The 22,602-nt window shown below is 65.0% G+C and carries 22 protein-coding genes and 1 pseudogene; 15 read left to right on the top strand and 8 right to left on the bottom strand.

Annotation, left to right across the window (positions count from 1 at the left end):
* The first annotated feature begins 7 nt into the window (after positions 1 to 7).
* Both recX and ACAM52_RS33175 read left to right on the top strand, forming a co-directional pair.
* Positions 8 to 481, top strand: coding sequence for a recombination regulator RecX (recX, locus tag ACAM52_RS33180; RefSeq protein WP_095747317.1), 474 nt, complete (start codon positions 8 to 10; stop codon positions 479 to 481).
* Positions 450 to 893 carry an SRPBCC family protein gene (locus ACAM52_RS33175; RefSeq protein WP_369645660.1) on the top strand — a complete coding sequence of 148 codons (444 nt, stop codon included), beginning with the start codon at positions 450 to 452 and terminating at the stop codon, positions 891 to 893. Before recX ends, ACAM52_RS33175 begins: the two co-directional genes overlap by 32 nt.
* 12 nt (positions 894 to 905) lie before the next feature.
* Here ACAM52_RS33175 and yiaA read toward each other — a convergent pair whose 3' ends face one another.
* Positions 906 to 1,346, bottom strand: a complete 441-nt coding sequence (yiaA, locus tag ACAM52_RS33170; RefSeq protein WP_369645659.1) for an inner membrane protein YiaA — start codon at positions 1,344 to 1,346, stop codon at positions 906 to 908.
* Between the two features lie 114 nt (positions 1,347 to 1,460).
* Here yiaA and ACAM52_RS33165 point away from each other — a divergent pair, with 114 nt between their 5' ends.
* The 3 genes from ACAM52_RS33165 to ACAM52_RS33155 all read left to right on the top strand — a co-directional run bounded on the left by ACAM52_RS33165 (position 1,461) and on the right by ACAM52_RS33155 (position 4,835).
* Entirely contained in the window at positions 1,461 to 2,183 is a 723-nt protein-coding gene (locus ACAM52_RS33165; protein WP_369645658.1) for a hypothetical protein, read from the top strand.
* A 133-nt stretch (positions 2,184 to 2,316) separates the two neighbouring features.
* Entirely contained in the window at positions 2,317 to 3,267 is a 951-nt protein-coding gene (locus ACAM52_RS33160; protein ID WP_369645657.1) for a bestrophin family protein, read from the top strand.
* A gap of 68 nt (positions 3,268 to 3,335) precedes the next feature.
* On the top strand, positions 3,336 to 4,835 hold the full coding sequence (locus ACAM52_RS33155; RefSeq protein WP_369645656.1) for a succinate CoA transferase: 1,500 nt from the start codon (positions 3,336 to 3,338) through the stop codon (positions 4,833 to 4,835).
* Between the two features lie 62 nt (positions 4,836 to 4,897).
* Here ACAM52_RS33155 and argC read toward each other — a convergent pair whose 3' ends face one another.
* Positions 4,898 to 5,821 (bottom strand): N-acetyl-gamma-glutamyl-phosphate reductase, encoded by a 924-nt coding sequence (gene argC, locus ACAM52_RS33150; protein WP_369645655.1) that lies wholly within the window; start codon positions 5,819 to 5,821, stop codon positions 4,898 to 4,900.
* A gap of 207 nt (positions 5,822 to 6,028) precedes the next feature.
* Between argC and sucC the strand changes: the two genes are divergently transcribed.
* The 10 genes and pseudogenes from sucC (at position 6,029) to ACAM52_RS33100 (ending at position 14,913) form a co-directional block, all read left to right on the top strand.
* Entirely contained in the window at positions 6,029 to 7,195 is a 1,167-nt protein-coding gene (gene sucC, locus ACAM52_RS33145; RefSeq protein WP_369645654.1) for an ADP-forming succinate--CoA ligase subunit beta, read from the top strand.
* A 10-nt stretch (positions 7,196 to 7,205) separates the two neighbouring features.
* Entirely contained in the window at positions 7,206 to 8,099 is an 894-nt protein-coding gene (sucD, locus tag ACAM52_RS33140) for a succinate--CoA ligase subunit alpha (protein ID WP_056575184.1), read from the top strand.
* A gap of 116 nt (positions 8,100 to 8,215) precedes the next feature.
* Complete coding sequence (locus tag ACAM52_RS33135) at positions 8,216 to 8,899, top strand: TerC family protein (RefSeq protein ID WP_062475329.1); 684 nt, start codon at positions 8,216 to 8,218, stop codon at positions 8,897 to 8,899.
* A gap of 28 nt (positions 8,900 to 8,927) precedes the next feature.
* A complete protein-coding gene (locus ACAM52_RS33130) occupies positions 8,928 to 9,737 on the top strand; it encodes a Stp1/IreP family PP2C-type Ser/Thr phosphatase (protein ID WP_070063289.1) in 810 nt (269 codons plus the stop codon).
* A 73-nt stretch (positions 9,738 to 9,810) separates the two neighbouring features.
* Positions 9,811 to 10,461: an FHA domain-containing protein gene (locus ACAM52_RS33125; protein ID WP_095747310.1), complete on the top strand. Its 651-nt coding sequence runs from the start codon at positions 9,811 to 9,813 to the stop codon at positions 10,459 to 10,461.
* Positions 10,462 to 10,533: 72 nt separating this feature from the next.
* Positions 10,534 to 12,792, top strand: a complete 2,259-nt coding sequence (locus ACAM52_RS33120; protein ID WP_369645653.1) for a CHASE2 domain-containing protein — start codon at positions 10,534 to 10,536, stop codon at positions 12,790 to 12,792.
* A gap of 29 nt (positions 12,793 to 12,821) precedes the next feature.
* On the top strand, positions 12,822 to 13,625 hold the full coding sequence (locus ACAM52_RS33115) for a 3',5'-cyclic-nucleotide phosphodiesterase (protein ID WP_369647814.1): 804 nt from the start codon (positions 12,822 to 12,824) through the stop codon (positions 13,623 to 13,625).
* Positions 13,626 to 13,827: 202 nt separating this feature from the next.
* Positions 13,828 to 14,325 (top strand): pilin, encoded by a 498-nt coding sequence (locus tag ACAM52_RS33110; protein ID WP_369645652.1) that lies wholly within the window; start codon positions 13,828 to 13,830, stop codon positions 14,323 to 14,325.
* 104 nt (positions 14,326 to 14,429) lie between these two features.
* Positions 14,430 to 14,589, top strand: a pseudogene (locus tag ACAM52_RS33105) (IS3 family transposase); the annotation flags it as partial.
* A gap of 36 nt (positions 14,590 to 14,625) precedes the next feature.
* A complete protein-coding gene (locus ACAM52_RS33100; protein ID WP_369645651.1) occupies positions 14,626 to 14,913 on the top strand; it encodes a hypothetical protein in 288 nt (95 codons plus the stop codon).
* A gap of 76 nt (positions 14,914 to 14,989) precedes the next feature.
* Here the strand turns inward: ACAM52_RS33100 and ACAM52_RS33095 are convergent, their stop codons facing one another.
* From ACAM52_RS33095 to ACAM52_RS33070, 6 genes are read right to left on the bottom strand one after another with little or no spacing between them, the layout of a single operon-like run.
* A complete protein-coding gene (locus tag ACAM52_RS33095) occupies positions 14,990 to 15,718 on the bottom strand; it encodes a hypothetical protein (RefSeq protein WP_369645650.1) in 729 nt (242 codons plus the stop codon).
* Positions 15,719 to 15,727: 9 nt separating this feature from the next.
* Positions 15,728 to 19,627, bottom strand: coding sequence for a pilus assembly protein (locus ACAM52_RS33090; protein ID WP_369645649.1), 3,900 nt, complete (start codon positions 19,625 to 19,627; stop codon positions 15,728 to 15,730).
* 33 nt (positions 19,628 to 19,660) lie between these two features.
* Positions 19,661 to 20,383, bottom strand: coding sequence for a hypothetical protein (locus tag ACAM52_RS33085; protein WP_369645648.1), 723 nt, complete (start codon positions 20,381 to 20,383; stop codon positions 19,661 to 19,663).
* Entirely contained in the window at positions 20,359 to 21,522 is a 1,164-nt protein-coding gene (locus ACAM52_RS33080) for a PilW family protein (protein ID WP_369645647.1), read from the bottom strand. Before ACAM52_RS33080 ends, ACAM52_RS33085 begins: the two co-directional genes overlap by 25 nt.
* Positions 21,523 to 21,524: 2 nt before the next feature.
* Complete coding sequence (locus tag ACAM52_RS33075; protein WP_369645646.1) at positions 21,525 to 21,986, bottom strand: pilus assembly protein PilV; 462 nt, start codon at positions 21,984 to 21,986, stop codon at positions 21,525 to 21,527.
* A gap of 13 nt (positions 21,987 to 21,999) precedes the next feature.
* Complete coding sequence (locus ACAM52_RS33070) at positions 22,000 to 22,599, bottom strand: GspH/FimT family pseudopilin (protein WP_369645645.1); 600 nt, start codon at positions 22,597 to 22,599, stop codon at positions 22,000 to 22,002.
* Between the last annotated feature and the right edge of the window lie 3 nt (positions 22,600 to 22,602).

The following is a 22,602-nucleotide window of genomic DNA, read 5'->3' as shown; positions in this document are numbered from 1 at the left end:
CCCCCGAATGGCCTTCAGCGCCCCCTCCCTCAAAGGCCGCGCCCTGCGCCTCCTGAGCCAGCGCGAGCATTCGCGCGCGGAGCTGGAGCGCAAGCTGGCCAAGCACGAGGAAGAGCCCGGCACGTTGGCGAAGGCGCTCGACGAGCTGGCGGCCAAGGACTTCATCAGCGAGCCGCGCGTCGTCGCCTCGGTGCTGCACCAGCGCGCCGCCCGTTCGGGCGCGTTGCGCGTGAAGCAGGAGCTGCAGGCCAAGGGCATCGCGCCCGAAGCCATCGCGCAGGCGGTGGCCGGCTTGCAGGAGACCGAAGTCGAGCGCGCCACGGCCCTGTGGCGCCGCCGCTTCGACGCGCCGCCCGCCGATGCGAAGGAGCGCGCGAAACAGATGCGATTCCTGATGGCGCGCGGTTTCTCGGGCGCCGTCGTGTCCAAGGTGCTCAGGAGCGACTTCGATGACCCAAGCGACGACCCCAACGGCGAATGAAGGCGACGCGGCTCTGTCCCGCGTCATCACGCAGCGCGTGCACTGCGAATGGCGCGACGCCTACGCACTCGCGTCCGACCCGAAGCGGTTGCCCGACTGGGCCAGCGGCCTCGCGAAGAGCGCGCTGGTGTCGCACGGCGACCACTGGATCGTGCGCACGCCCGAAAGCGGCGAGGCCCGCATGCGCTTTGCGCCGCCCAACGACCTGGGCGTGCTCGACCACTGGGTGGCGCCCGAAGGCGTGCCCGAGGTCTACCTGCCGTTTCGCGTGATCGGCGTGGCGCCTGGCGTGTGCGAGCTGCAGTTCACGCTGCTGCGCCAGCCGCACATGGACGATGCGGCCTTTGCACGCGATGCCGGATGGATCGCGCGCGACCTGCAGGCCCTGCGCCGCCTGCTCGAGGCGGGCTGAGCCCGGCCTGGTTTACTCGGTGGCCGTGACGTCGTCGGCCAGCGGGTTCTCGGCCTTGTACGCGGCGATGTCGCGCACGTTCTTCTGCACCGCCACCGCGCCGAACAGGCTCAGCAGGAAGGCCATGGCGTAGAAGCCCTTTTCGCTCGCGGCCAGCGAGGCGTTGAACAGGCCCACCGACAGCAGGCCCACCGACAGCAGCAGCGAGACCCAGCACAGGCCGAAGTAGATGCCGGTGACCGAGATGCCCTCGAGCCGGTCGCGCACCGTCTTTTGCAGCGACACGGCCGAGAACAGGCCGTACATGAGGATGGTGAAGTAGTAGCCCTTCTCGTTGAGCTGCATCGCGGCATTCCACAGCCCGAGCAGGTACACGATGGCGCCGATGATCAGCGCGGCCCAGGATGCGGCGACGAATGCGCCGGTCGGTTTCTGAAACTTGACGGTTCCCATGACGATCCTCCTCGTTGTTGTGTGGCGCGATTATGGTGCGGGAAGGCGGTGGCATGATCGCCAGCGACCGGCCTCGCAGGAGGCGGCTTTCCAGAAAAACCGGAGGAACCCTTCATGTCGTCGCCACCCGCCCACCCGCAGTCACTCGTTCGCACCGGCGCCAAGGCCGGCTTCGCCTTCGCCGGCTCGGCCATCAAGGGCGCGCTGATCGGCCTGTTTCTCGGCGGCGGCGTGTTCTTCTACTACCTGAGCCAGCTGCAGGGCCCGGGCATCCCGGCGGCGCGCGCCGGTGGCGCGGGCGCCATCCTGGCGCTGATCATGTCGCCGCCGCTGCTGGTGGCCGTGCTGCTGTCGCTGTTCGTCGGTGTGTACTTTTTGCTCGGCGTGCAGCGGGGCCGCGCCCGCGCGATGCAGCACCTGGTCGCGGCGCGCGGCGAGGCCGTGTCGCAGCGGCTGGGCGACGCCATCGCGGGCCGCATCGAAGCCATGCCGCGCACCCACGGCGGCCTGCAGCGCGTGGCCGACTGGCTCTCGCCCGACGCCCTCTGCCAGCAGCTCGCACCGGTGCTCGGCGAAGGCCGGGCCGTGCGCGCGGTGGTCGGCTTCGTGCTGGGCCGCCTGCCCCTGAGCGACATGCTGGCCGAGTGGCAGCAGGAGCGTGCCGCGCACGGTGCGACGACGCCGGCGACGGGCGAAGACCCCGCGTTGCGCGCCCTGCTCACGCGCCGCATCCACGAGGTGCTGCAGGAGATGGCGACGCCCTCGCGCAAGCTCTTCTACATCGCGCTGGTGGCGCAGGCCGTCCTGCTGGGCGTGGGGCTGTGGCTCGTGCGCTGAGCCCGACCGTCTTCGTCGGTCTTGAGGCGTGCAGCTGCTGCGGCGCTGACGCCTCGGCGACAATCAGCGCCCGCGCGGGCCTTGCGGTGTGCGCGGCCTCCATGCCTGCCTGTCTCCCCTGCCCCCCGCTTTCATGATCGTCCGGAAACGCCCGTCCGGGCTCAAGCTGTTTCTGTCCTGGCGGGGCTCCGTCCTGCCGCGCATCGCCGCGGCGCTGACGCTCAACGTGATCGTGGCCATCGTCGTCACGGTGCTGCACGGGCGCTTCGGCTCCATCAAGATTCCGCTCGGCACCGTGCCCTTCGCGCTGCTCGGCTTGCCGCTGGCGATCTTCCTGGGCTTTCGCAACACCGCGGCCTACGACCGCTTCTGGGAGGCGCGCAAGCTCTGGGGCGAGGTGATCCTGCGTTCGCGCAACCTGGCACGCCAGTGCCAGAGCCTCATCGACGGCGATGCGCCGGTGAACGCCGGCGCCGACACCGTCCGCCGCCTGGACGACCTGCGCGTGCGCATGACCCTGCGCGCCGCGGCGTTCGCCCATGCGCTGCGCCACCAGCTGCGCGGCACCGACGCCGCGGCTGACACCCAACCTTTCCTGCGCGAGGCGGAGTGGCAGGGTCTGACGCAGGTCGCCAACCGGCCGCATGCGCTGCTGATGCACATGGGCGCCGACCTGCGCGAAGCGCTGCGCGCGCGGCGCATCGACCCGGCGCTGGCGGCGGGTGTCGACGGCACGCTGTCGGCGCTGAGTGCGGCGGCCGCGTCGTGCGAGCGCATCCTCAGCACGCCCATTCCTTTTTCGTACACCCTGCTGCTGCACCGCACGGCGTACCTGTACTGCTACCTGCTGCCCTTCGGGCTGGTGGACTCGGTCGGGTTCATGACACCGGTGGTGGTGCTGATCGTGGCCTACACCTTCTTCGGCCTGGACGCGCTCGGCGACGAGATCGAGGAGCCCTTCGGCACCGAGTCGAACGACCTGCCGCTCGAGGCCCTGTGCCGCACGCTCGAGATCGACCTGTGCCAGTCGGTGGGCGCCCCGGCGCCGGCGCCGCTGGTGCCGGTCGACTACTTCCTGCGCTGACACCCGCCGCGCGCGCGGTGCCGGCTTTTCTTTTCCCTGCCTGACGAAAGAAAGACGTTTTGTCCCCCATGCCGCACGAAGACCGCATCCGCCTGCCCGCCCTGCGCAGCAGGATCACCACCGCCGAGGCCGCCGCCGAATGGATCCGCGACGGCATGGTGGTCGGCATGAGCGGGTTCACGCGCGCCGGCGACGCCAAGGCCGTCCCGCTGGCGCTCGCGGCCCGCGCGCGCCGCGAGCCGATGAAGATCACGCTGATGACCGGCGCCTCGCTCGGCGGCGACGTGGACCGCCAGCTCACCGAGGCCGGCGCCATCAGCCGGCGCATGCCGTTCCAGGTCGATACCGTGCTGCGCCAGGCGATCAACCGCGGCGAGGTGATGTTCATCGACCACCACCTGTCGGAAACGGTCGAGATGCTGCGCACGCGGCAGATTCCGCCGATCGACATCGCGATCATCGAAGCCGTGGCCATCACCGAGACCGGCGCGCTGGTGCCGAGCACCTCGATCGGCAACAGCGCGAGCTTCGCGATCCTGGCCGACAAGGTGATCGTCGAGATCAACACCTCGCAGTCGACCGCGCTCGAAGGGTTGCACGACATCTTCATTCCGAAGCACCGCCCGCAACGCGAGCCGATGCCACTGGTGGCGCCGCACGACCGCATCGGCACCAGCGCCATCGAGATCCCGCCCGAGAAGATCCTGGGCATCGTCATCACCGACAAGGCCGACAGCACCTCCACGGTATTGCCGGCGGACGCCGAGACCGCGGCCATCGCGGCGCACCTGGTGGCCTTCTTCGAGCGCGAGGTGGCGCAGGGCCGGCTCACCGAGCGGCTGCTGCCGCTGCAGGCGGGCATCGGCACGGTCGCCAACGCGGTGATGTCGGGGCTGGGCGCGGGGCCGTTCGAGCACCTCACGATGTACTCGGAGGTGCTGCAGGACTCGACCTTCGACCTGTTCGACGCCGGCAAGCTGGACTTCGCCTCGGGCTCGTCGATCACGCTGTCGCCCGCGAAGGCGCGGCAGGTGTTCGGCGACCTCGACCGCTACAAGGACCGGCTGGTGCTGCGGCCGCAGGAGGTGAGCAACCACCCGGAGATCATCCGGCGTCTGGGCATCATCGCGCTGAACACGGCGCTGGAGGCCGACATCTACGGCAACGTCAATTCGACCCACGTGCTGGGCACGCACATGATGAACGGCATCGGCGGCTCGGGCGACTTCGCGCGCAACGCCTACCTGTCGATCTTCGCGACCAAGTCGGTCGCCAAGCAGGGCGCGGTGTCGAGCATCGTGCCGATGGTGTCGCACGTCGACCATGCGCCGCAGGACGTCGACATCCTGGTCACCGAGGTGGGCCTGGCCGACCTGCGCGGGCTGGCACCGCGCGAGCGGGCGGCGGCGATCATCGCCAACTGCGCGGCCGAGCCGTACCGCGCGATGCTGCAGGATTACTACACGCGTGCTGTGGCGACCTGCGGCGGCCACACGCCGCACCGGCTCGAAGAGGCGTTTTCGTGGCACGTGCGCTACCGCGACACGGGCACGATGCGGGCCGACTGAAAGCAAAAAGGCCGGTCCTTGCGGGCCGGCCTTTCCTTCTTGTCAGCGCTTGAAGCGGGGGCTCAGAGCGCCAGCATCAGCTTGAGGTTCTGCACCGCGGCGCCGCTGGCGCCCTTGCCCAGGTTGTCCAGGCGCGCGATCACCACGGCGTGGCGGTGGTCCTCGTTCGGGAACACGCGGATCTCGAGCTGGTTGGTGTCGTTGAGCGCCAGCGCGTCGAGCTTGCCGTCGTCGGTCGGCGGCAGCACCTTCACGAACTGCTCGGGCGTGTTGCTCTTGGCATAGTGCGCGGCCAGGGCGTCCTGCAGGTCGCCGGCCTTCGGCTTGCCGGGCAGCAGGTCGAGGTGCAGCGGCAACTGCACCAGCATGCCCTGCTTGAAGTTGCCCACCGACGGAATGAAGACCGGGCGGCGCGTGAGGCCGGTGTAGGTCATGATTTCGGGGATGTGCTTGTGCTTCAGGCCCAGCGCGTAGGTCTCGAACAGCGGCGCCTTGCCGCCCTCGTAGTCCTCGATCATGGTCCGGCCGCCGCCGGAGTAGCCGCTCACCGAAGGCAGCGACACCGGGAAATCGGCCGGCAGCAGGCCCGCGTCGATCAGCGGGCGCACCATGGCGATGGCGCCCGTGGCGTAGCAGCCGGGGTTGCCGACGCGGTCGGCCTTGGCCACGGCCTGCCAGTGGCCTTCGACGAGTTCGGGGAAGCCGAAGACCCAGCCCGGCGCGATGCGGTGGGCGGTCGAGGCGTCGATGATCTTGGGCTTTTTGCCCGGGAGCTGGTCGATCAGCGCGACCGACTCGCGTGCCGCGTCGTCGTGCAGGCACAGCACCACGAGGTCGACGCCGGCCATCAGCTCGCGCTTGGCGGCCACGTCCTTGCGCAGCTCGGGCGCGATGCTCACGAGCTCGATCTGCGGCATCGTCTGCAGCCGCTCGCGAATTTGCAGGCCGGTGGTGCCGGCTTCGCCGTCGATGAAAACCTTGGCCATATCGGAGTATGCGTAGGGTGGCTAGAAGAAAGTACGTATTGACCGCAACCGCGCATCAAGTATTGGTGCGGCGCACCATGATACAGTCCGCGGTTGTTCGCCGCCCCCAGCCGTCAGGCTGCCGTCGCCCGCGAACAACAGAGCAGAAACAACAGTCTCACTCCCGATCTCCCGTTCTCAACCTCCTCCTTCCGAGAGACATCCCTCATGAAGATTCACGAGTACCAAGGCAAGGAAATCCTTGCCAAGTTCGGCGTGCCGGTGCCGCGCGGCATCCCGGCCTATACGGTTCAGGAGGCGGTCGAGGCCGCCCAGAAGCTTGGAGGCCCGGTCTGGGTCGTCAAGGCCCAGATCCACGCGGGTGGCCGCGGCAAGGGCGGTGGCGTCAAGGTCGCCAAGTCGATCGAAGACGTCAAGAAGCTGGCTGGCGAGATCCTCGGCATGCAGCTCAAGACCCACCAGACCGGCCCTGACGGCCAGAAGGTGCGTCGCCTCTACATCGAAGACGGCGCCGACATCAACAAGGAATACTACATTTCGGCCGTGACCGACCGCGCGACGCAGAAGATCGCGTTCATCGCTTCGAGCGAAGGCGGCATGGACATCGAGGAAGTGGCCCATTCCACTCCCGAGAAGATCATCACGGTCTACGCCGATCCGAAGGACGGCCTGACCGACGCGCAAGCCAAGGAAATCGCCGACGGCATCGGCATGCCGGCCGATTCGACCGTCCAGACGGTCGACATCCTGAAGAAGCTCTACACCTGCTACATGGAGACGGACGCCTCGCTGGTCGAGATCAACCCGCTCAACCGTGACAGCAAGGGCAACGTCATGGCGCTGGACGCCAAGTTCAACTTCGACAGCAACGCGCTGTTCCGCCACCCCGAAATCGTGGCCCTGCGCGACCTCGACGAAGAAGACGCGGCCGAAGTCGAAGCCTCGAAGTTCGACCTCGCCTACATCTCGCTGGACGGCAACATCGGCTGCCTGGTGAACGGTGCCGGCCTGGCCATGGCCACCATGGACACCATCAAGCTGTTCGGCGGCGAGCCGGCCAACTTCCTGGACGTGGGCGGCGGTGCCACCCCCGAGAAGGTCACGGAAGCCTTCAAGATCATGCTGAAGAACAAGAACGTGGAAGCCATCCTCGTGAACATCTTCGGCGGCATCATGAAGTGCGACACCATCGCCACCGGCGTGATCGCAGCCTGCAAGGCCGTGAACCTGCAAGTGCCGCTGGTCGTGCGCATGAAGGGCACCAACGAAGTCGAAGGCAAGAAGCTGCTGGCCGAGTCGGGCCTGCCGATCATCAGCGCCGACACCATGGCGGACGCGGCCCAGAAGGTCGTGGCAGCAGTCAAGAAGGCCTAAGGAACAAGTCATGTCGATCTACATCAACAAAGACACCAAAGTCATCACGCAAGGCATCACCGGCAAGACCGGTCAGTTCCACACCGAGAAGTGCCAGGAATACGCGAACGGCAAGAACGCCTTCGTGGCCGGCGTGAACCCGAAGAAGGCCGGCGAGTCGATCTTCAACATCCCGATCTTCGGTTCGGTGAAGGAAGCCGCCACGCAGACCGGCGCCACCGTGTCGGTGATCTACGTGCCGCCGGCAGGCGCCGCGGCCGCCATCTGGGAAGCTGTCGAAGCCGACCTGGACATGGCGATCTGCATCACCGAAGGCATCCCGGTTCGCGACATGCTCGAAGTGCGCAACAAGATGAAGGCCAAGGAAGCGGCCGGCGGCAAGAAGACCTTGCTGCTGGGCCCGAACTGCCCCGGCCTGATCACGCCCGACGAAATCAAGATCGGCATCATGCCCGGCCACATCCACCGCAAGGGCCGCATCGGCGTGGTCTCGCGCTCGGGCACGCTGACGTACGAAGCCGTGGCTCAACTGACGGAAATCGGCCTGGGCCAATCGTCGGCAGTCGGCATCGGCGGCGACCCGATCAACGGCCTGAAGCACATCGACGTGATGAAGGCCTTCAATGACGATCCGGACACCGACGCCGTCATCATGATCGGCGAAATCGGCGGCCCCGACGAGGCTGACGCAGCCCGCTGGTGCAAGGACAACATGAAGAAGCCGGTCGTCGGCTTCATCGCCGGTGTCACTGCCCCTCCCGGCAAGCGCATGGGCCACGCCGGCGCGCTGATCTCGGGCGGCGCCGACACGGCCGAAGCCAAGCTCGCCATCATGGAAGAGTGCGGCTTCACCGTGACGCGCAACTTCTCGGAGCTGGCCAAGCTGCTCAAGGGCAAGCTGTAAAAAGCACACCCACCGCTGGCGGCATTCCCGCCGCTCGCATTACCACGCAGAAATGAAAAAGCGCCCGCATTGAGTTGCGGGCGCTTTTTTAACTACAACACAGTGGAATCAGAGACATGGAACTTCTTCAAAGCACGGACTTCTGGATCGGTCTGATCAAGATCGTCTGGATCAACATCATCCTCTCGGGCGACAACGCCGTCGTGATCGCCATGGCGGCGCGATCGCTGCCGCCCGCACAACAGAAAAAAGCCGTGCTGTTCGGCTCGGGCGCGGCCGTCGTGCTGCGCATCGTGCTGACGGTGGTGGCGGCCAAGCTGTTGGCGCTGCCCTACCTGCAGATCATCGGCGGCGCCCTGCTGCTGTGGATCGGCCTGCAGCTGCTCAGCGAGGAAGACGAAGGCGACGGCGAGTCCAAGGAATACGGCAGCATGTTCGCGGCCGTGCGGACCATCCTGCTGGCCGACCTGGTGATGAGCCTGGACAACGTGATCGCCGTGGCGGCCGCCGCGCAAGGCAGCATGGTGCTGCTGGTGTTGGGCCTGGCCATCAGCATCCCCTTGGTGATTTTCGGCAGCACGCTCATGATCAAGCTCATGGAACGCTTCCCGATCATCGTCATGCTGGGCGCCGCGCTGATCGGCTGGGTCGGCGGCGAGACCATCGTGAGCGACGTGTCGCTGCACGAGGCGCTGGCGGCCAACCCCTGGATGCACTACGTGGGCGCGATCGCCGGCGCGGTGCTCGTCGTGGCCCTGGGCCGCTTCCTGCAGCGGCGCGCACGCGCTGCTGCGCACTGATCCCTTAAAAAGCGAGCGCTGACAAACGATGGCAGGTGTTGGCGTTTCCCTTTTCTCCAGTCGACCGGCGCTGAGCTGGGAGTTTGCGGCGCTGACCGATGTCGGGCGCCTGCGCGCCCACAACGAAGACGCGGTGCATGTCGACCCGGCCCTCGGCCTGGCGCTGTTGGCCGACGGCATGGGCGGCTACAAGGGCGGCGAGGTGGCCAGTGCCATGGCCATTTCGCTGATGCACGCGAGCTTCGGCCGCTGGTTCGCCCAGGCCGGCATGCAGGCGCCCGCCCGCGTGGTCCGGCGTGCGCTGCAGGCGGCCACCGACGAGGCCAACGGCGCCATCCTCCAGGCGGGCATCACCCACGAAGAACTGCGGGGCATGGGCACGACCCTCGTGTTGGCGGCGTTCCGCCCCCAGCGCGTGGTCGTCGGCCACATCGGCGATTCGCGCTGCTACCGCCTGCGCAACAACAAGCTGGAGCAACTCACGCGCGACCATTCGCTGCGCCAGCAGCAGCTCGACGCGGGCGCCATCACGCCCGAAGAGGCCCTGAACTCCCCCACCCGCAACCTCGTGACGCGGGCCGTGGGCGTGGAAGCCCAGGTGTTGCTGGAGATGCACGAGCACAGTGCCAGGCCGGGCGACCTGTACATGCTGTGCTCCGACGGGCTCAGCGAGATGGTGCCGGATGCGCAGCTTTTCACGCTTTTGAGCCGTGATCTGGGGCTGAAGGAGATGGCTTCACTTTTGGTTGCAATTTCAAACGACAATGGCGGACGGGATAACATTTCAGTTGTTCTGGCCAAGGCGGGCGTCAGCGAAGCGACCCGCGGGGCCATGTAGCAGCCAACCCAGGCGGCGGACCGTTTGCGCCGCCTGACGGTGCTGGATCTTTGCAAACGGGGAGTAATCGGCCATGCCGAAGATGATCATTTCGGTCGATGGCGTCGTCATCGGCCAAGTGGCGCTCGCCAAGAACCGCACGACGTTGGGCCGGCGCGCCTACAACGACATCGTGATCGACAATCTCGCCGTCAGCGGCGAGCATGCCGTGCTGCACATGAGCGGCGGCGAAGTCGAAATTGAAGATCTCAACAGCACCAACGGCACCTACGTCAATGCGCTGGCCGTCCAGAAGCAGGCGCTCCAGGACAACGACGTCATCGAGGTCGGCGGCTGCCGCATCCATTTCCGCTCGCACAGCAACCTCATGGCCGGCCCCGGCTCCGTGCGGGCCTCGCTCTCCGAGTATTCGGCGCCGATGCCGCTCTCGTCGGCACCCACCGAATCGGGCGCGCTGGTCGAGCTGGGCGTGCCCGTGCTGCGCGTGCTCTCGGGCGCCAACGAAGGCCAGGACGTCCCGCTGCAGAAGGTGGTCACCACCATCGGCAAGCCCGGCGTCGCCGTGGCCGTCGTCACCCGCCGCCGCCAGGGCTACGTGGCGGCCACCGTCGTCGGCAGCGTCACGCTCAATGGCGCCCCGCTGGGCGCCGAAGCCGTCGCGCTGCAGGAAGGCGACGTGCTCGAACTCGGCGGCGCCTCGCGCATGCAGTTCGTCCGGATCTGAGCCGCTTCCGGCGCCCCGCTCCGCCCCCCGTTTTTTCGCCGACAGGCATTTGTTGTCCAAGGCTGATCAGCCATGAGCGCATTGCGGCGGCACTGGCCGCGCATCGCCATCACGCTGCTGCCAGTGCTGCTGGCGCTGCTTCATGCCACCGGCGTTTGGCGGCTGGGCGTGATCGAGCACCTGGATCACCTGATCTACGACGCCCGCCTGCGCGCCACCATGCCGGGCACGCCCGACACGCGGGTCGTGATCGTCGATGTCGACGACGCCAGCCTGGCGCGCGAGGGCCAGTGGCCCTGGCCACGCGACAAGATCGCCAGCCTCACGACGGAACTGCTGGCCCGCCAGCACGTGGCCGTGCTCGGCTTCGACGTGATGTTTCTCGAGCCCGATCGCAGCTCCGGCCTCGGGCGCCTGAAGGAGATCGCAGCCGGGCCATTGAGCGGCGTGCCGGGCCTCGCTGCCGAGATCGACCAACTCGCGCCGACCCTCGACCACGACGCCACATTGGCCCAGGCCCTGCGCGGCCAGCCCGTGGCGCTGGGCTACTACTTCACCCGCACCGAACAGCCCAGCGCCAAGGGGCTGCTGCCGGCGACGCCGGTGCTGCCGCCCGACGCCTTTCCGCCCCATGCTTCCTTCGTCACGCTCTGGAACGGCTTCGGCGCTAGCCTGCCGGTGCTGGGGCGCGCGGCGCCGGTCGCGGGGTTCCTGAACACCCTGGTCGGTGACGGCAGCGACGACGGCGTGATCCGCAGCGTGCCGCTCATTGCCCGCTACGAAGGCGAGCATGCGTCGCCCGGGCACTACGAGTCGCTGGCGCTGGCGGTGTACCGGCTGGCGAACGGCTCGCCGCCCGTGCGGCCGGCGCTCGTGGCCGGCGACGGCAACTTTCCGCGCCTGCAGGCGCTGGTGCTGGGGTCGCTGCGCATCCCGGTCGACCAGAGTGCCAGCTTGCAGGTGCCGTTTCGCGGCCCCGGCGGGCCGCGCGCAGGGTCGTTCCGCTACGTGGCCGCCGCCGACGTGCTCGAGGGCCGGCTGGCGCCGGGCGAACTCAAGGACAAGATCGTGCTGCTCGGCGCCACCGCGCCCGGACTGCAGGACCTGCGCGCCACCCCCGTCGGCGCCGCGTTCCCGGGCGTCGAAGTGCACGCCAACATCGTCTCGGGCCTGCTCGACCGGCGCCTGCTGGCCGTGCCCGACTACGCGCCAGGGTATGAAGTGCTGACCGTGTTGGCGGGGGGGCTGCTGCTCGCGTTCGGGCTGTCGCTGCTGTCCGCATCGCGCGCCGTGCTGCTCGGCGCGGGCGTGGTCGCCGCGCTGGTCGGCCTCAACACCTGGCTCTACGTCGGCCACAGCCTCGTGCTCCCGCTGGCGTCGGCGCTCGTCATGGTGGCGCTGGCCTTCGCGCTCAACATGAGCTGGGGCTACTTCGTCGAGTCTCGCGCGCGGCGCGGGCTGGTGCGGCTCTTCGGCACCTACGTGCCGCCGCAGCTGGTCGACGAAATGCTCGTGCGCCCCGGCCGCTACAGCATGCGCGCAGAGAGCAAGGAAATGACCGTGATGTTCTGTGACATGCGCGACTTCACCCGGCTGTCCGAGCAGATGGCGCCGGCCGAGCTGCAGGCCTTCCTGAACACCGTCTTCAGCCGGCTCACCGAGGTGATCAGCGCACACCGCGGCACCGTCGACAAATACATGGGCGACTGCGTCATGGCCTTCTGGGGCGCACCCATCGACACCCCCGGCCATGCCGCGCTCGCCGTGCAGGCGGCGATCGACATGGCGGCCGCCGTGCACGACATCAACCGCCAGCACCGTGCCAACGGCCGCCCCGAAATCAGCGCGGGCATCGGTTTGAACAGCGGCCTCATGAGCGTCGGCGACATGGGCTCGACCGCGCGCCGCAGCTATACCGTGGTCGGCGACGCGGTCAATCTCGCGTCCCGGCTCGAGGGCCTGAGCGGACACTACGGGGTCGAGATCGTGGCCAGCGGCGCCACCCGCGAGGCGGCGCCCGGGTTCGTCTGGCAGGAACTCGACAGCGTGCGCGTCAAGGGCAAGGCCCAGGCTGTCGCCATCTACACCCCGCTCGTGCCGGAAGCTGCGGCCGAGGCGCAGGACACACGGCAGCAACTCGACCGCTGGAGCCAGGTGCTCGCCGCCTACCGCCGCCAGGATTGGGCGCTGGGCCGGAACTTGCTGGCTCCTCTGCTCGCCGCGGATGCGAAAAAAGTCCTTTACCAGCTCTACGCCCAGCGTTTAGCCTCGATGGCGCTTCGCCCGCAGGACCCGGACTGGGACGGCGCCACCCGGTTCGACACCAAATGACGACAGACGCATACAAGGGGTCTTCCACAATGCAGGTTCGCGTGCTGGGTTGCTCGGGCGCCATCGCCAAGGACTGCCGCACCACCTCGTTCCTGGTCGATGCGGACCTGCTCGTGGACGCCGGCACGGGCGTCGGCGACCTCACCCTCGACGAGATGGCCGCCATCGACGACGTGGTGCTCACCCACTCGCACCTCGACCACATCGCCGCCCTGCCCCTGATGCTCGACGCCGTCGGCAGCCGCCGCGCCCGGCCCCTGCGCGTGCATGCATTGGCCGCCACCATCGACGCGCTGCGGGCGCATGTATTCAACAACGTCATCTGGCCGAATTTCGAACGCATTCCCAGCCCCGAATCACCGTTCGTGAGCTTTCACGAGATCGCGGTCGGGCAGCGCCTTGAGCTGGGCAGCGACGCTCCCAAGCTGATCGAAGTGCTGCCGGCGGTCCACACCGTGCCCGCCTGCGGCTTTGCCATCCGCAGGGCCGAAGGCGGCGCCCACTGGGTCTTCAGTGGCGACACCGAACGCAACCCGCCCTTCTGGGAGCGCGTCAACGCCATCGACGTGGCGATGCTGGTCATCGAGACGGCCTTCAGCTCCCGCGAGGAGGCTTTGGCCGAACGCAGCCTGCACCTGTCGCCGGTGGCCCTGGCGCACGAACTGGCGCACATCGATCCGGGCAAGCAATACCCGATCTACATCACCCACACCAAGCCGGCGGAGACCGAAGAAATCATGAGCCAGATCGAGATGCTGGCGGGGCGGGAGGTGGCGGGGTTGGCGCAGCGGGACATCCGTTGGCTCAAGGCGGATGGAGTGCTGACCTTCTGACAGGGCCCGGTCGGGCATGACAAATTTGTCGACACAATTGGCATCTGAGTGCGAGTTGTGTCACATCATGTAACCATCTTGTGACCAAAGGCGGCCTGATCGAGGGCTGCAGGGTGGGGAAACCGGGTGGCACGGATGCTGCGGAAGTTACCCCGCTCCGGGCTGGTTCCCGGGCTTTACAAACCAACCTGGAGTTAATCGAATGAACCGTCGTTCTATCGCACGCAATGTGCAAAAGGGTTTCACCCTCATCGAATTGATGATCGTTGTGGCGATCATCGGCATCTTGGCTGCTGTGGCGCTGCCCGCTTATCAAGACTACGTTGCCCGGGCTCAAGTGACGGAGGCTGTGAGCTTGGCCGAGGGCCTGCGTATTCCGGTCACTGGAACCTTCACGCAGTCCAAGACTTGCCCGAGCAACTCGACTGCCGCAGCCGCAACTGCTGCTGGCATGTCGACCGACACCGATCTGAAGGGCCGATATGTTCTGAAGACTACGGCAGGCGGCACTGTTGCCGATGCTGGGGGCTGCACGATTGTGGCCACGATGCAGGCCTCTGGAGTGGCAGCGCCTCTCGTTAGCAAGACATTGACCCTCACTCTGAGCAATGCCGACGTTGGGTCCGCAGTCTGGACCTGCACGTCCAACATTGCAGCGAAATATCTGCCGAAGACCTGCGCCACTGTCGTTGCCCCGTAAGGAGTTCTGCAGCAAGCAGGAAGGCCGCCTTAGGGCGGCTTTTTGCGTTTGTGTAACCCGTTTTGCTCGGGTTGACATTTTTCCCTTCAAGAGACGGCAAATCAATGGAATCAGGCGTCAAGCGCACCCAGCGGGACTGCGCGCTGGCTTTTAAACTGTCGATGGCCAACTAGGTAAAAAAGCGAACTCACGTACAAGAAGGCTCAGGCACGCGACGGTATCCAGGGGCAATCGACGGTGCTGGTGCGGCTGCGCAAGCATGGTTGCTAGAGTTGGAGTTCGGCATCGTGTTGGCTTCCCATGTCAGTCCCGACCAAAAAATCCTTATCTGCACCCGCTGCATCACTGACACCCGAAAAGAAGATTAAGACCCATGAAGTTCAGCCTCGCGAAGCCAACGAGAAGGCCCAATTGTTCGAGGTGGTGATCGATGCCCTGAAGAAAGGCATCGGGGTGCTTATCGAAAAAAAGCCTTCGGGCAAGTCCTCTCCCAAAAAAGCTCCTCCCGAGGTTGAGCGTGGCGAGGGTTTGCCGCTATTGGGGCGTCAGCCATCGGCCCCCTACCAGCAGCTGCAGTGCTCAGGGTAGCGCCATGTGCACATCGGCAGCATCATTTGACCCGATGAGCTGGGTCAGCTTTGGTATAAGCCTCAAATAGTGCGCCTCAAGGCGCCAAAGCCGTCGGTTCTGAACGTATTGGCGCAATCGCGTCGAATACAACCTCCACTTTCAGCCGGGACTTCACGATGCGACCGTCACGCATCCCTGGAATAAAGCGCGCGACCGAAAAGGCATTACGAACTGCCTGCTCGAATTCATAGGGCAATGGAGGCTCATCTGCCAGGATATGGCGAACCTCACCATCCTCATCGATGAAGAGAGACAACACACCAGCGTACTTCGGGGCGCTCGCGCCCCTCTCCGAGTTCGGTGGATGAATTTCAATTGGCGCGCGAGGCACTGGTGCCTGCGTAAGCAAGGGCCGCGGCACGTACCCGTCCAATTCCTCGGGTCGTGTTGCTGCCTCCTGTGGCGATTCGGCGTGCTCCTGTTGATGCGTCGAAAAATCAGGTGGTCGCGAATCAGTTGCGAGCGCAGGAAAAACGAGTGCAGCGAACTTTGGGCGCTCCGGTTGTGCGGTGAGCGAACGTGGCATTTCCACCGTGCGCTTGTCCGTCGATGGCAGTACCGCGGGTTGCGGATGCTTCAGGCGCGCACGAAAGCTGGGCGATGGCGTTCCCGCCAACGTCGCATAGTCAGCTCTCGTACTCACGCTTTCCGAAGATGAATAGGAGAGCATCGCGACATGCGCAGCGAAGGATACGACGATGCAGACATATAGGGCTCGCTCGTCGCGCCCCAGTGCAAAGCGCTCACATCCGATGGTTCTCACGTGCGGCTGTCAATTGGCCAATTCGCGCCAGGAAACTCGGTGCGCTGCCCCCGCATCTCCCCCACCGCCTGGCGGCCGCTCAGTGCGAATCGTGCCGTCGCTACCTTGGCGCAGGATGCGTGTCTCCCCATTCTCAAGCTTGACCCAGCTCTGGCCCACGATCAGCGAGGATTCGCTCCAGAGGTTTCCGGCCACGCTTTCCAACCCCGTGCCGTCGGAAGCGTTGAGGTAGTAGCGCCACGACGAACCGCCCGAACTGCACGCGTCGCCATTTGGAATGGCCGTGCCGATCGACAAGGTGCCGAATTGCAATGCCATGTCCGTCACGATGCGCTCCTTCGCCGTGCCAATCGCAGCCGTGTTCGGCAGGTCGACCCACCAGCCGTTCTTGGTGGACCAGTTCACCGGATTGCTGCTGATGGTGGCGTTATTTCCCGTCACCGTGAATGTTTGCCGAACCATCGTATTGCTGGCGCGCACGTCGCCCAGGCTGGTATTCGTCAATGGGTCTTTCACGGCATAGAGCGTGTTCTGTGTTGCATCCGATATGTCGTCGGTGCCCAGGTAACGGCCTGTGCCCACAATGATCACGGCCTTGCCGGAGATTTCGATTGTTTCCGGCCGGGTCGTGATGGGCTGCGGCGTGTTCTCGTTGATCTGGAACTTGGCAAGCTTCAATGCTGCTTGGTTGGGTTCGATGCGGTTGTCCACATCGAAGCGCCACAAGTTGCCCAACAAGTCGCCGCCATAGAAGCGCTTCGACGTGTTGTCCGACGGGTCGTCGATCCACGCATTGATCTTTGCCATGCCGGCAGGGTTGGAGGTTGTTCCCTCGCCCGTCGCTATGTCGAGCAGTCGCACGCCGGTGTTGGCGTTGAGCACGAAGAGGCGCCCCTGTCCGTCGCCTGGGTTCACGTTGTTGTAGCCCGACGAAAACACGACGACCCAGGTGCCGTCCTGCCGCTTGGTGATGACCGGGTTGCCGAAGGACAGGCCCAGGTTGTCGTGCGAGAACTCCCACAGCGGCAGCGGGTTCTCGGGATCCGTGATGTCCAGTGCGTAGTAGCTGCGGCCACCCTTGTTGAGGCCGCCGACCAGGATGGTCTTCCACGTGGTGCCCACCTTGATGTCCCCGATGACCGGGGCCCCGTCCACCAGGTAGAGGTGTCGGGATTCGTAGCTCGCGTCGGCGAGGCGGTACATGTTGGACATCACGGCGGTGGGGACGTACGCCCATATCTCGCTGCCGCCATCGGCGGTGGCTGCCGAGAACGCATGGAGCATGCCGTCGTTGGCTGCCGTGTAGATCATGGGCTTGCGCGAACGCTGAGCGGCCACGAAGGTGGCATAGCCGGTGTCGGTGTAGTTGAAGGGCGGCTTGCTCACGTACACGGGCGCGCCGTTGACGATGTCGCCGAGCACGGCTGTGCGTGCCCGGTAAATTGCACGCGTCGTGCTGTTCGCCGTGCTCGCGCTCTCGAACGCGCGGTCGCCACGCAGGAAGTTCACAAGGTTTGCGCCGTTGTTGGCAATGGTGGCCTCCGAAGTTGTCAGGCCGCCGCACTGCGAAGATGTCACGGACTTGGAGCACAACCCGCTGAAATTGCCATCCAGCCCGTCGGCCTGCAGGCTCGTCCAATCGAACGTTCGCAAGGTGGTGGTCGAGGAAGGCTGGCGGTAAAAGATGCGCCGCGTGGTGTAAGTCTTCGCGTTGAGAAGCGACTGCGCCGACCACACGGGCGTGCTGCCAATGGCCGCGGTGTCGCCGTTGAGCGTATAGGCCTGAACGTCGCCGATCCAAGTCTTCGTGGTGTAGCTTGCCTTGTAGACTTGGTTGTTCTCTCCCGCAACGAGCTCTAGCGAGCTGGTGGAAGCGGCCGAAGACGAGCCATGCTCTTCCTGGATGGTGTTCACCACACCTGCGATCGCTTCGCGCAGCGCCGTGGCGTTCAGGGCAGAGTAGTACTGGCCGCGTCCGTTGACTGCTGCATGCCACAGGTCATCGATGTTCCGCGCATCGCCTGAACCCCCTGTGATATTTGTGGTGGGAACTGGCCAGTCGGTGGTGCCTGCCTTCAGCTTGACATAGTCGCCCGTCGTCTGAGTGAGATAGTTTCGGTCGTACGTCAACGTACCGCTCACCCCCAGGCCGATCGTGAAGGTGGTCATGTGCTGGTGCGTCGCCGTGTCGAGCCCTGCGGGCTTGAGGCTGTTGGTGCAGACGTTCTGCGTTGTTCCCGCAACTGTCACGGAGCAATTTCCAAGCGCCGTGGTGCGCAGGTCGGTCGCGTAGTAGTACTGAGCAACGTCCGCCAGCGTGTTGGATGAACCGCCGGTTGGGGTTGTATTGGAAACCTCGGGCGATTGAACAGTTTTGCCGACGAGATCCTCGACCACTTGGTCGTTTGTCACGACCGATCCCTTTGGAAGGCACATGTCTGGGAGTGCGCGGTTATTCGACCAGATGCCGTTGACAAGTGTCTGCGGCTGGACTTTCACCCGATACCCGTTCGTAACCGAGTTGCATGACTTCCTGTCGCCGACGGTGTATTGAGTCCGCGTGACTGTGGTGGTGGTTGTCGCTCCGTCGTACATGGGCCGAGCCTGCGTGCCATCCTGATTTCCGACCATGTTGCCGGCCAGATCCAGCGCCCGGTAGTCCCCGGATTCCACGTCAACTCCACCGCTGGCCCCACCGTTGTTCCAGTAGCCATCAGTCGAGAGCAACGCATAGTTGCGTTGGCAGGAATACTGGACTGGATCCTGTTGGCTTGCGTAGTACTTCGCGTAGTAACGTCCAGCTTTGGAAAGAGCGGCTCGCAAAGGGGTACCGCCACTGGCTTGGGCCGCATAAAGCTTGGAGTAGATCGTGCTTTTCTGGGTGGCGTCAAAGTCGCTCACGGACTGGAACCCGTTGCTGTCCGTCACATCCTTGTTGTGAATCGTCGTGAAGCCCACGCGGTAGCTATCGTCGAGTGCCTTGAATGCGCTGCCGACGGCTGTGCGCATGAGCATCGTGCGTGTGCGGTAGTAGGAATACCAGTTGGCGTAGTTCGTGGCCTCGGTAGATGAGCTGTAGACCTTGACTGGGGTGAACAGGGTCGATCCGGCACTGACTCTGGTGAAGCACTCGTTGTAGAACGTATCCTTGATCACGTCATCCGAGTTGTATCGCCATCCCATCTTCGGCTCCGCGCCGCTGTAGGTGTAGTAGGTGCTGCCTTGTGGCTTTTGAATAGTCCAACTGGTGGCCGAGCTGCTGCCAGTGGCGGCTGTGACATCGACCACGAGGGTGTAGCTGTATGGTGAGGTGTTGCCCGTGACTTGCCATGAAGTCACGAAGCCTGACAGCACGTTGCCACCGCTTGTAAGCACGACCGCGTTGCCAACGACCAAGCCCAGGTCGCCGTTGTACCCGGACCCCGTGAAACTGAAAGTCTTGCTGCCGGTACCTGCGGTCACTGCAGGGGAGACTTCCGCCGTGCGGCTAGGACCCGTGCTGTTCAGGTTGGTCGCGCCGGTCAGGGCAAAGCCGTCGCCCCATGCATTGGTGAAACTCGCGTTCGGAAACGACGTGCGGTCCGCGTTGATGGGGGCCGAGTAGGTAATGCTGGGGTCGTAGGCCAGACCATTGCATTGGGCACTGTAGTAGCCGAAGCGGTCGGTGCTCGACATCTCGTCGGGCATGTACTCCCGCGCCATACTTCCCGAGTCATCGAGGATGAACAGGAGGTTGGGCTTCGCCTTCGTGTTCGAGCGGGTGGCAAGTGGCTCGTCGAAGATGTACGTTTCGGCAAGCGCTGGCACTGCGGCCACCGCAACAGCTCCCACGGCGGTGCACAGCAAGGCGAGCTGCAACCAGTGCACAGGAGGACGGCTCGGGCGGCGATGGGAATCGTGATGGTTCATATGCGTAAAAGCTCCTCGTGCCGACAAGCCGAACTATTCGAAGTTGGCAATGGTTTCTGTGTAGCTGACGGTGTTGCGTGCGCCAAGCACGCGAACGACGATGCGGTAGTAAGCGCCTGAAGTCGATGCGAAACGTGCGCTGCCATAGGCGAGCGCGCCGCGTCCGGATGCACCGCCGTTGCTGTTTAGCGGCTTGGAACAGCTGTTGTTGAGTTCGTCATTGGCGCTGCCGGTGGCCGCGCACAGGCGAAAGATCACATAACGCGTCTTGTTGCCATTGATCGTCGCGCCCGCGGCCGATTTGATTGCGCAGGTGGAGTAGGTGCCTGAGGTTGCGTAAGGGCACGCGCCGTCCTGCGCTTCGCTCCAATCCACCAGCCGTCGGGTGCGGTAAAGCGCAGAGGCCGCAGGGTCGTATTGCTGCCCTGTGACGTCGACCGGCGTAAACGATTTGTCGGCGTTGACTTCTCTGGTGCTCGCGTAATAGCCGCTCGCGGGAGCGTCGTCATCGAGGCTGGCCGTGTTGTTCTTGACCCAGGCCAAGGCCTCGCGTGCGGTCTGGTCCGCTGTCACGGTTGCGTCTTGCTTGAAGCCGATGTTGCCCAGCATCAACGCGCCTGTGTCCACTGTGCGCACGAGCGCCAGTGTCGCGAGAGACAGCGCAACCAGTGCGATCAACGCGAACAGGAGTGAGACGCCCCGCTGGCCGCGTCTGGGGAGATTTTTTTTCGTCATGGTGTCTTTGCCGAATTCCAAAGCACATTTCTCAGTGGCACCACGGTGTCATAGACCCGGTACCGGTAGCGTTGCCAGTCGGTGAGGTGACTTACCTTCAGAGGGAGGCATTTGCTGTCGCCATGGCAAGCACTCGTGCCGCTGATCGTGCTGCCTGCGCCCACATCCCATTGCGGTGCACTGGCGGTGACTGCTTCGAGCTCTTTCTGATTGCTGCGCGCGACCACGGCGATGCGGATGGCCAGCACGCGTTGCCAGTCGGCTGCCGTGGTTGGCGTTGTTGTGTCGTACGTGTCCACGGTGCCCGTGCCCGTCGTGTCCTTGCCATACATCGCTTGCAGATTGACGATCTGCGAAAACACCGCCTCCGCCGTCGAATTGACACCGCCGGCGGTGTTCGACGTGACGACCATGTCGTTGCCGGCATTGATGCTGTAGGTGTTGAGCGCCATGCTCCCGAGGTTGAGGAGGTAGCCGTTTCTCGCATAGCCGTCATCGGGAAAGACGCTGCTGCGATTCCACTTGTTGGTCCCGCCCGAGGCGTGGGGAATGCGCGTGTTGCTCAAGGTGGTGTCCGTCGGACTGGCCGCGTTGTCGCTCGTGACGCTGAACAGCGTGCACCAGTGGGACGCGTCCCAGAGGCCCGATTCGGGAACGGCGATCATCAAGTCGTCCACCGCGACGCCCAACGACGACTTGACGACAAAAAAGTTGTCGGTCTTCGCGTGATCGCTGGCGATGGCAATGGGGGTTGAGAAACCCGGCTTGCGGCTTTGCAAGATGGTGATCGTGTCGGGCGCGCCATTGGCGCCGTTCACGATGGTCACAGGTGCGAGAACGGGAGTGAACGGGATGGCCGGGGTGTCGGCGGGCGCCGACGGATCCTTGTATGAGCCCTTGATGGGGCAGCCCAGCGCAGCCGGGTTGATGGACGTGCCGTAACCCGCCATCTGAATTTCCCGCTGCAGGGCGTAGAGCGCCAGTGCCCCGTTCGCTTGCGCATCAGCGCCTTCGCTGAGGGTGCGCTTCTTCCCGTCCGCGAGCACCAGAACACTGCCGATCACCAGCGTGGTCAACAGGCCCAGTGCGAGGCCGACCATGAGTTCGATAAGCGTGAAGCCGCGCGCGCGACTACGAGCAGAAAGATGTTGGCTTGCCATGGTCAGGAGGCCTTGCCGAGAACGGCGCTTCGGGTGGTGTATTGGTGCGTTTCGCCCGTCGGGCTGGTCCATCGGACCACCACTGTCACGTCGCTGTTGGTGCTGTCCACTGCGATGGAGGCACCGCCCCCTGGAAGGAGCTGGCCGACTTTGGCGCGCCACTCGCTGCATGCGGTGGCGGAGCAGCTGTCCTCACCGTTGTAGTCGTTGAGATGGCCGAGGTCGGCCCACATGCGACCCACGACCTCGCTGGCCAGGTATGCAGCATCTGCGCGGAACTTGGCATCCGTCTGTGCGCTGGTCATGCTGGTTTGCAGGCCGATGAGCCCCAGCACGCCGAGCATGAAGATCAGCATGGCAATCAGGGCCTCGAGCAGCACGATGCCGCGCTGGCCCTTGGCGTGCCGCATCGCGTGAGCGGGCGGTGCGCGCCGAAGCATGGGCTTGCGTGTGCGTGTCGTCATTGGGGAGTCCTCTTCAGCATCTGCGCGGGCTGCCTGTCGCAGCATCCGGGTCGCAGATGCGCGTGGCGCCGGCGGCGGCCACGGTTACGCGTAACTTGCGGTAGGTGGCCGCGGAAAGCGGACCATTGATCTCGATCCAATTGATGGCGTCACCCGTATTGACGACCCTGCCGAAGCCGTTGAACGTCACTGTCGTCGCGTTCGATGTGCCGTCCGATTGCTTGGCCGATACCCGTACGCCGCCGCCGCTGTCGCCGCTGGGACGACCCAGGACGATCATGGGTGACGTTGTTGTCGAAGGTGAGTCGGCGCACTTGCTCACCGGCGAGTTGACGCTCACCACCCATCCAGCACTTGTGGAAGACAGTGCACAGTTGTTATCCAGCGCGCCTGGACTCGCTTGTGACACTAGGTAGAAGGAAATGTTCTGGTTGCGGTTTACCGCTTCGGTGCGGGCCCTCTGAAGGCCGTCTTGGAGAGCCGCTGCGGCGTTGCGAATGCGCGTGTTGTCCAGCCACTTGTCGATGTTGGGCATGGCCACCATCAGAATCACCGCCAGCACCACGATGCCGACCATCAATTCGATGATCGTGAATCCGCGTTGTTTTTGCATCGC

This window comes from Variovorax sp. V118 (assembly GCF_041154445.1).
GTDB lineage: Bacteria > Pseudomonadota > Gammaproteobacteria > Burkholderiales > Burkholderiaceae_C > Variovorax > Variovorax boronicumulans.
The sequence above is the reverse complement of the archived record's forward strand: the minus strand, read 5'-3'. Positions and strand labels throughout refer to the sequence as shown.

Excerpts from the sequence above, each read along its gene's own strand:
- ACAM52_RS33125 (WP_095747310.1), top strand. The coding sequence starts at position 9,811 with ATGCCGAAGATGATCATTTCGGTCGATGGCGTCGTCATCGGCCAAGTG.
- sucC (WP_369645654.1), top strand. The coding sequence starts at position 6,029 with ATGAAGATTCACGAGTACCAAGGCAAGGAAATCCTTGCCAAGTTCGGC.
- ACAM52_RS33070 (WP_369645645.1), bottom strand. The coding sequence starts at position 22,599 with ATGCAAAAACAACGCGGATTCACGATCATCGAATTGATGGTCGGCATC.
- ACAM52_RS33120 (WP_369645653.1), top strand. The coding sequence starts at position 10,534 with ATGAGCGCATTGCGGCGGCACTGGCCGCGCATCGCCATCACGCTGCTG.
- ACAM52_RS33130 (WP_070063289.1), top strand. The coding sequence starts at position 8,928 with ATGGCAGGTGTTGGCGTTTCCCTTTTCTCCAGTCGACCGGCGCTGAGC.
- sucD (WP_056575184.1), top strand. The coding sequence starts at position 7,206 with ATGTCGATCTACATCAACAAAGACACCAAAGTCATCACGCAAGGCATC.
- ACAM52_RS33175 (WP_369645660.1), top strand. The coding sequence starts at position 450 with ATGACCCAAGCGACGACCCCAACGGCGAATGAAGGCGACGCGGCTCTG.
- recX (WP_095747317.1), top strand. The coding sequence starts at position 8 with ATGGCCTTCAGCGCCCCCTCCCTCAAAGGCCGCGCCCTGCGCCTCCTG.
- ACAM52_RS33155 (WP_369645656.1), top strand. The coding sequence starts at position 3,336 with ATGCCGCACGAAGACCGCATCCGCCTGCCCGCCCTGCGCAGCAGGATC.
- ACAM52_RS33165 (WP_369645658.1), top strand. The coding sequence starts at position 1,461 with ATGTCGTCGCCACCCGCCCACCCGCAGTCACTCGTTCGCACCGGCGCC.
- ACAM52_RS33110 (WP_369645652.1), top strand. The coding sequence starts at position 13,828 with ATGAACCGTCGTTCTATCGCACGCAATGTGCAAAAGGGTTTCACCCTC.
- argC (WP_369645655.1), bottom strand. The coding sequence starts at position 5,821 with ATGGCCAAGGTTTTCATCGACGGCGAAGCCGGCACCACCGGCCTGCAA.
- ACAM52_RS33135 (WP_062475329.1), top strand. The coding sequence starts at position 8,216 with ATGGAACTTCTTCAAAGCACGGACTTCTGGATCGGTCTGATCAAGATC.
- ACAM52_RS33075 (WP_369645646.1), bottom strand. The coding sequence starts at position 21,986 with ATGACGACACGCACACGCAAGCCCATGCTTCGGCGCGCACCGCCCGCT.
- ACAM52_RS33160 (WP_369645657.1), top strand. The coding sequence starts at position 2,317 with ATGATCGTCCGGAAACGCCCGTCCGGGCTCAAGCTGTTTCTGTCCTGG.
- ACAM52_RS33115 (WP_369647814.1), top strand. The coding sequence starts at position 12,822 with ATGCAGGTTCGCGTGCTGGGTTGCTCGGGCGCCATCGCCAAGGACTGC.
- ACAM52_RS33090 (WP_369645649.1), bottom strand. The coding sequence starts at position 19,627 with ATGAACCATCACGATTCCCATCGCCGCCCGAGCCGTCCTCCTGTGCAC.
- ACAM52_RS33080 (WP_369645647.1), bottom strand. The coding sequence starts at position 21,522 with ATGGCAAGCCAACATCTTTCTGCTCGTAGTCGCGCGCGCGGCTTCACG.
- ACAM52_RS33100 (WP_369645651.1), top strand. The coding sequence starts at position 14,626 with ATGTCAGTCCCGACCAAAAAATCCTTATCTGCACCCGCTGCATCACTG.
- yiaA (WP_369645659.1), bottom strand. The coding sequence starts at position 1,346 with ATGGGAACCGTCAAGTTTCAGAAACCGACCGGCGCATTCGTCGCCGCA.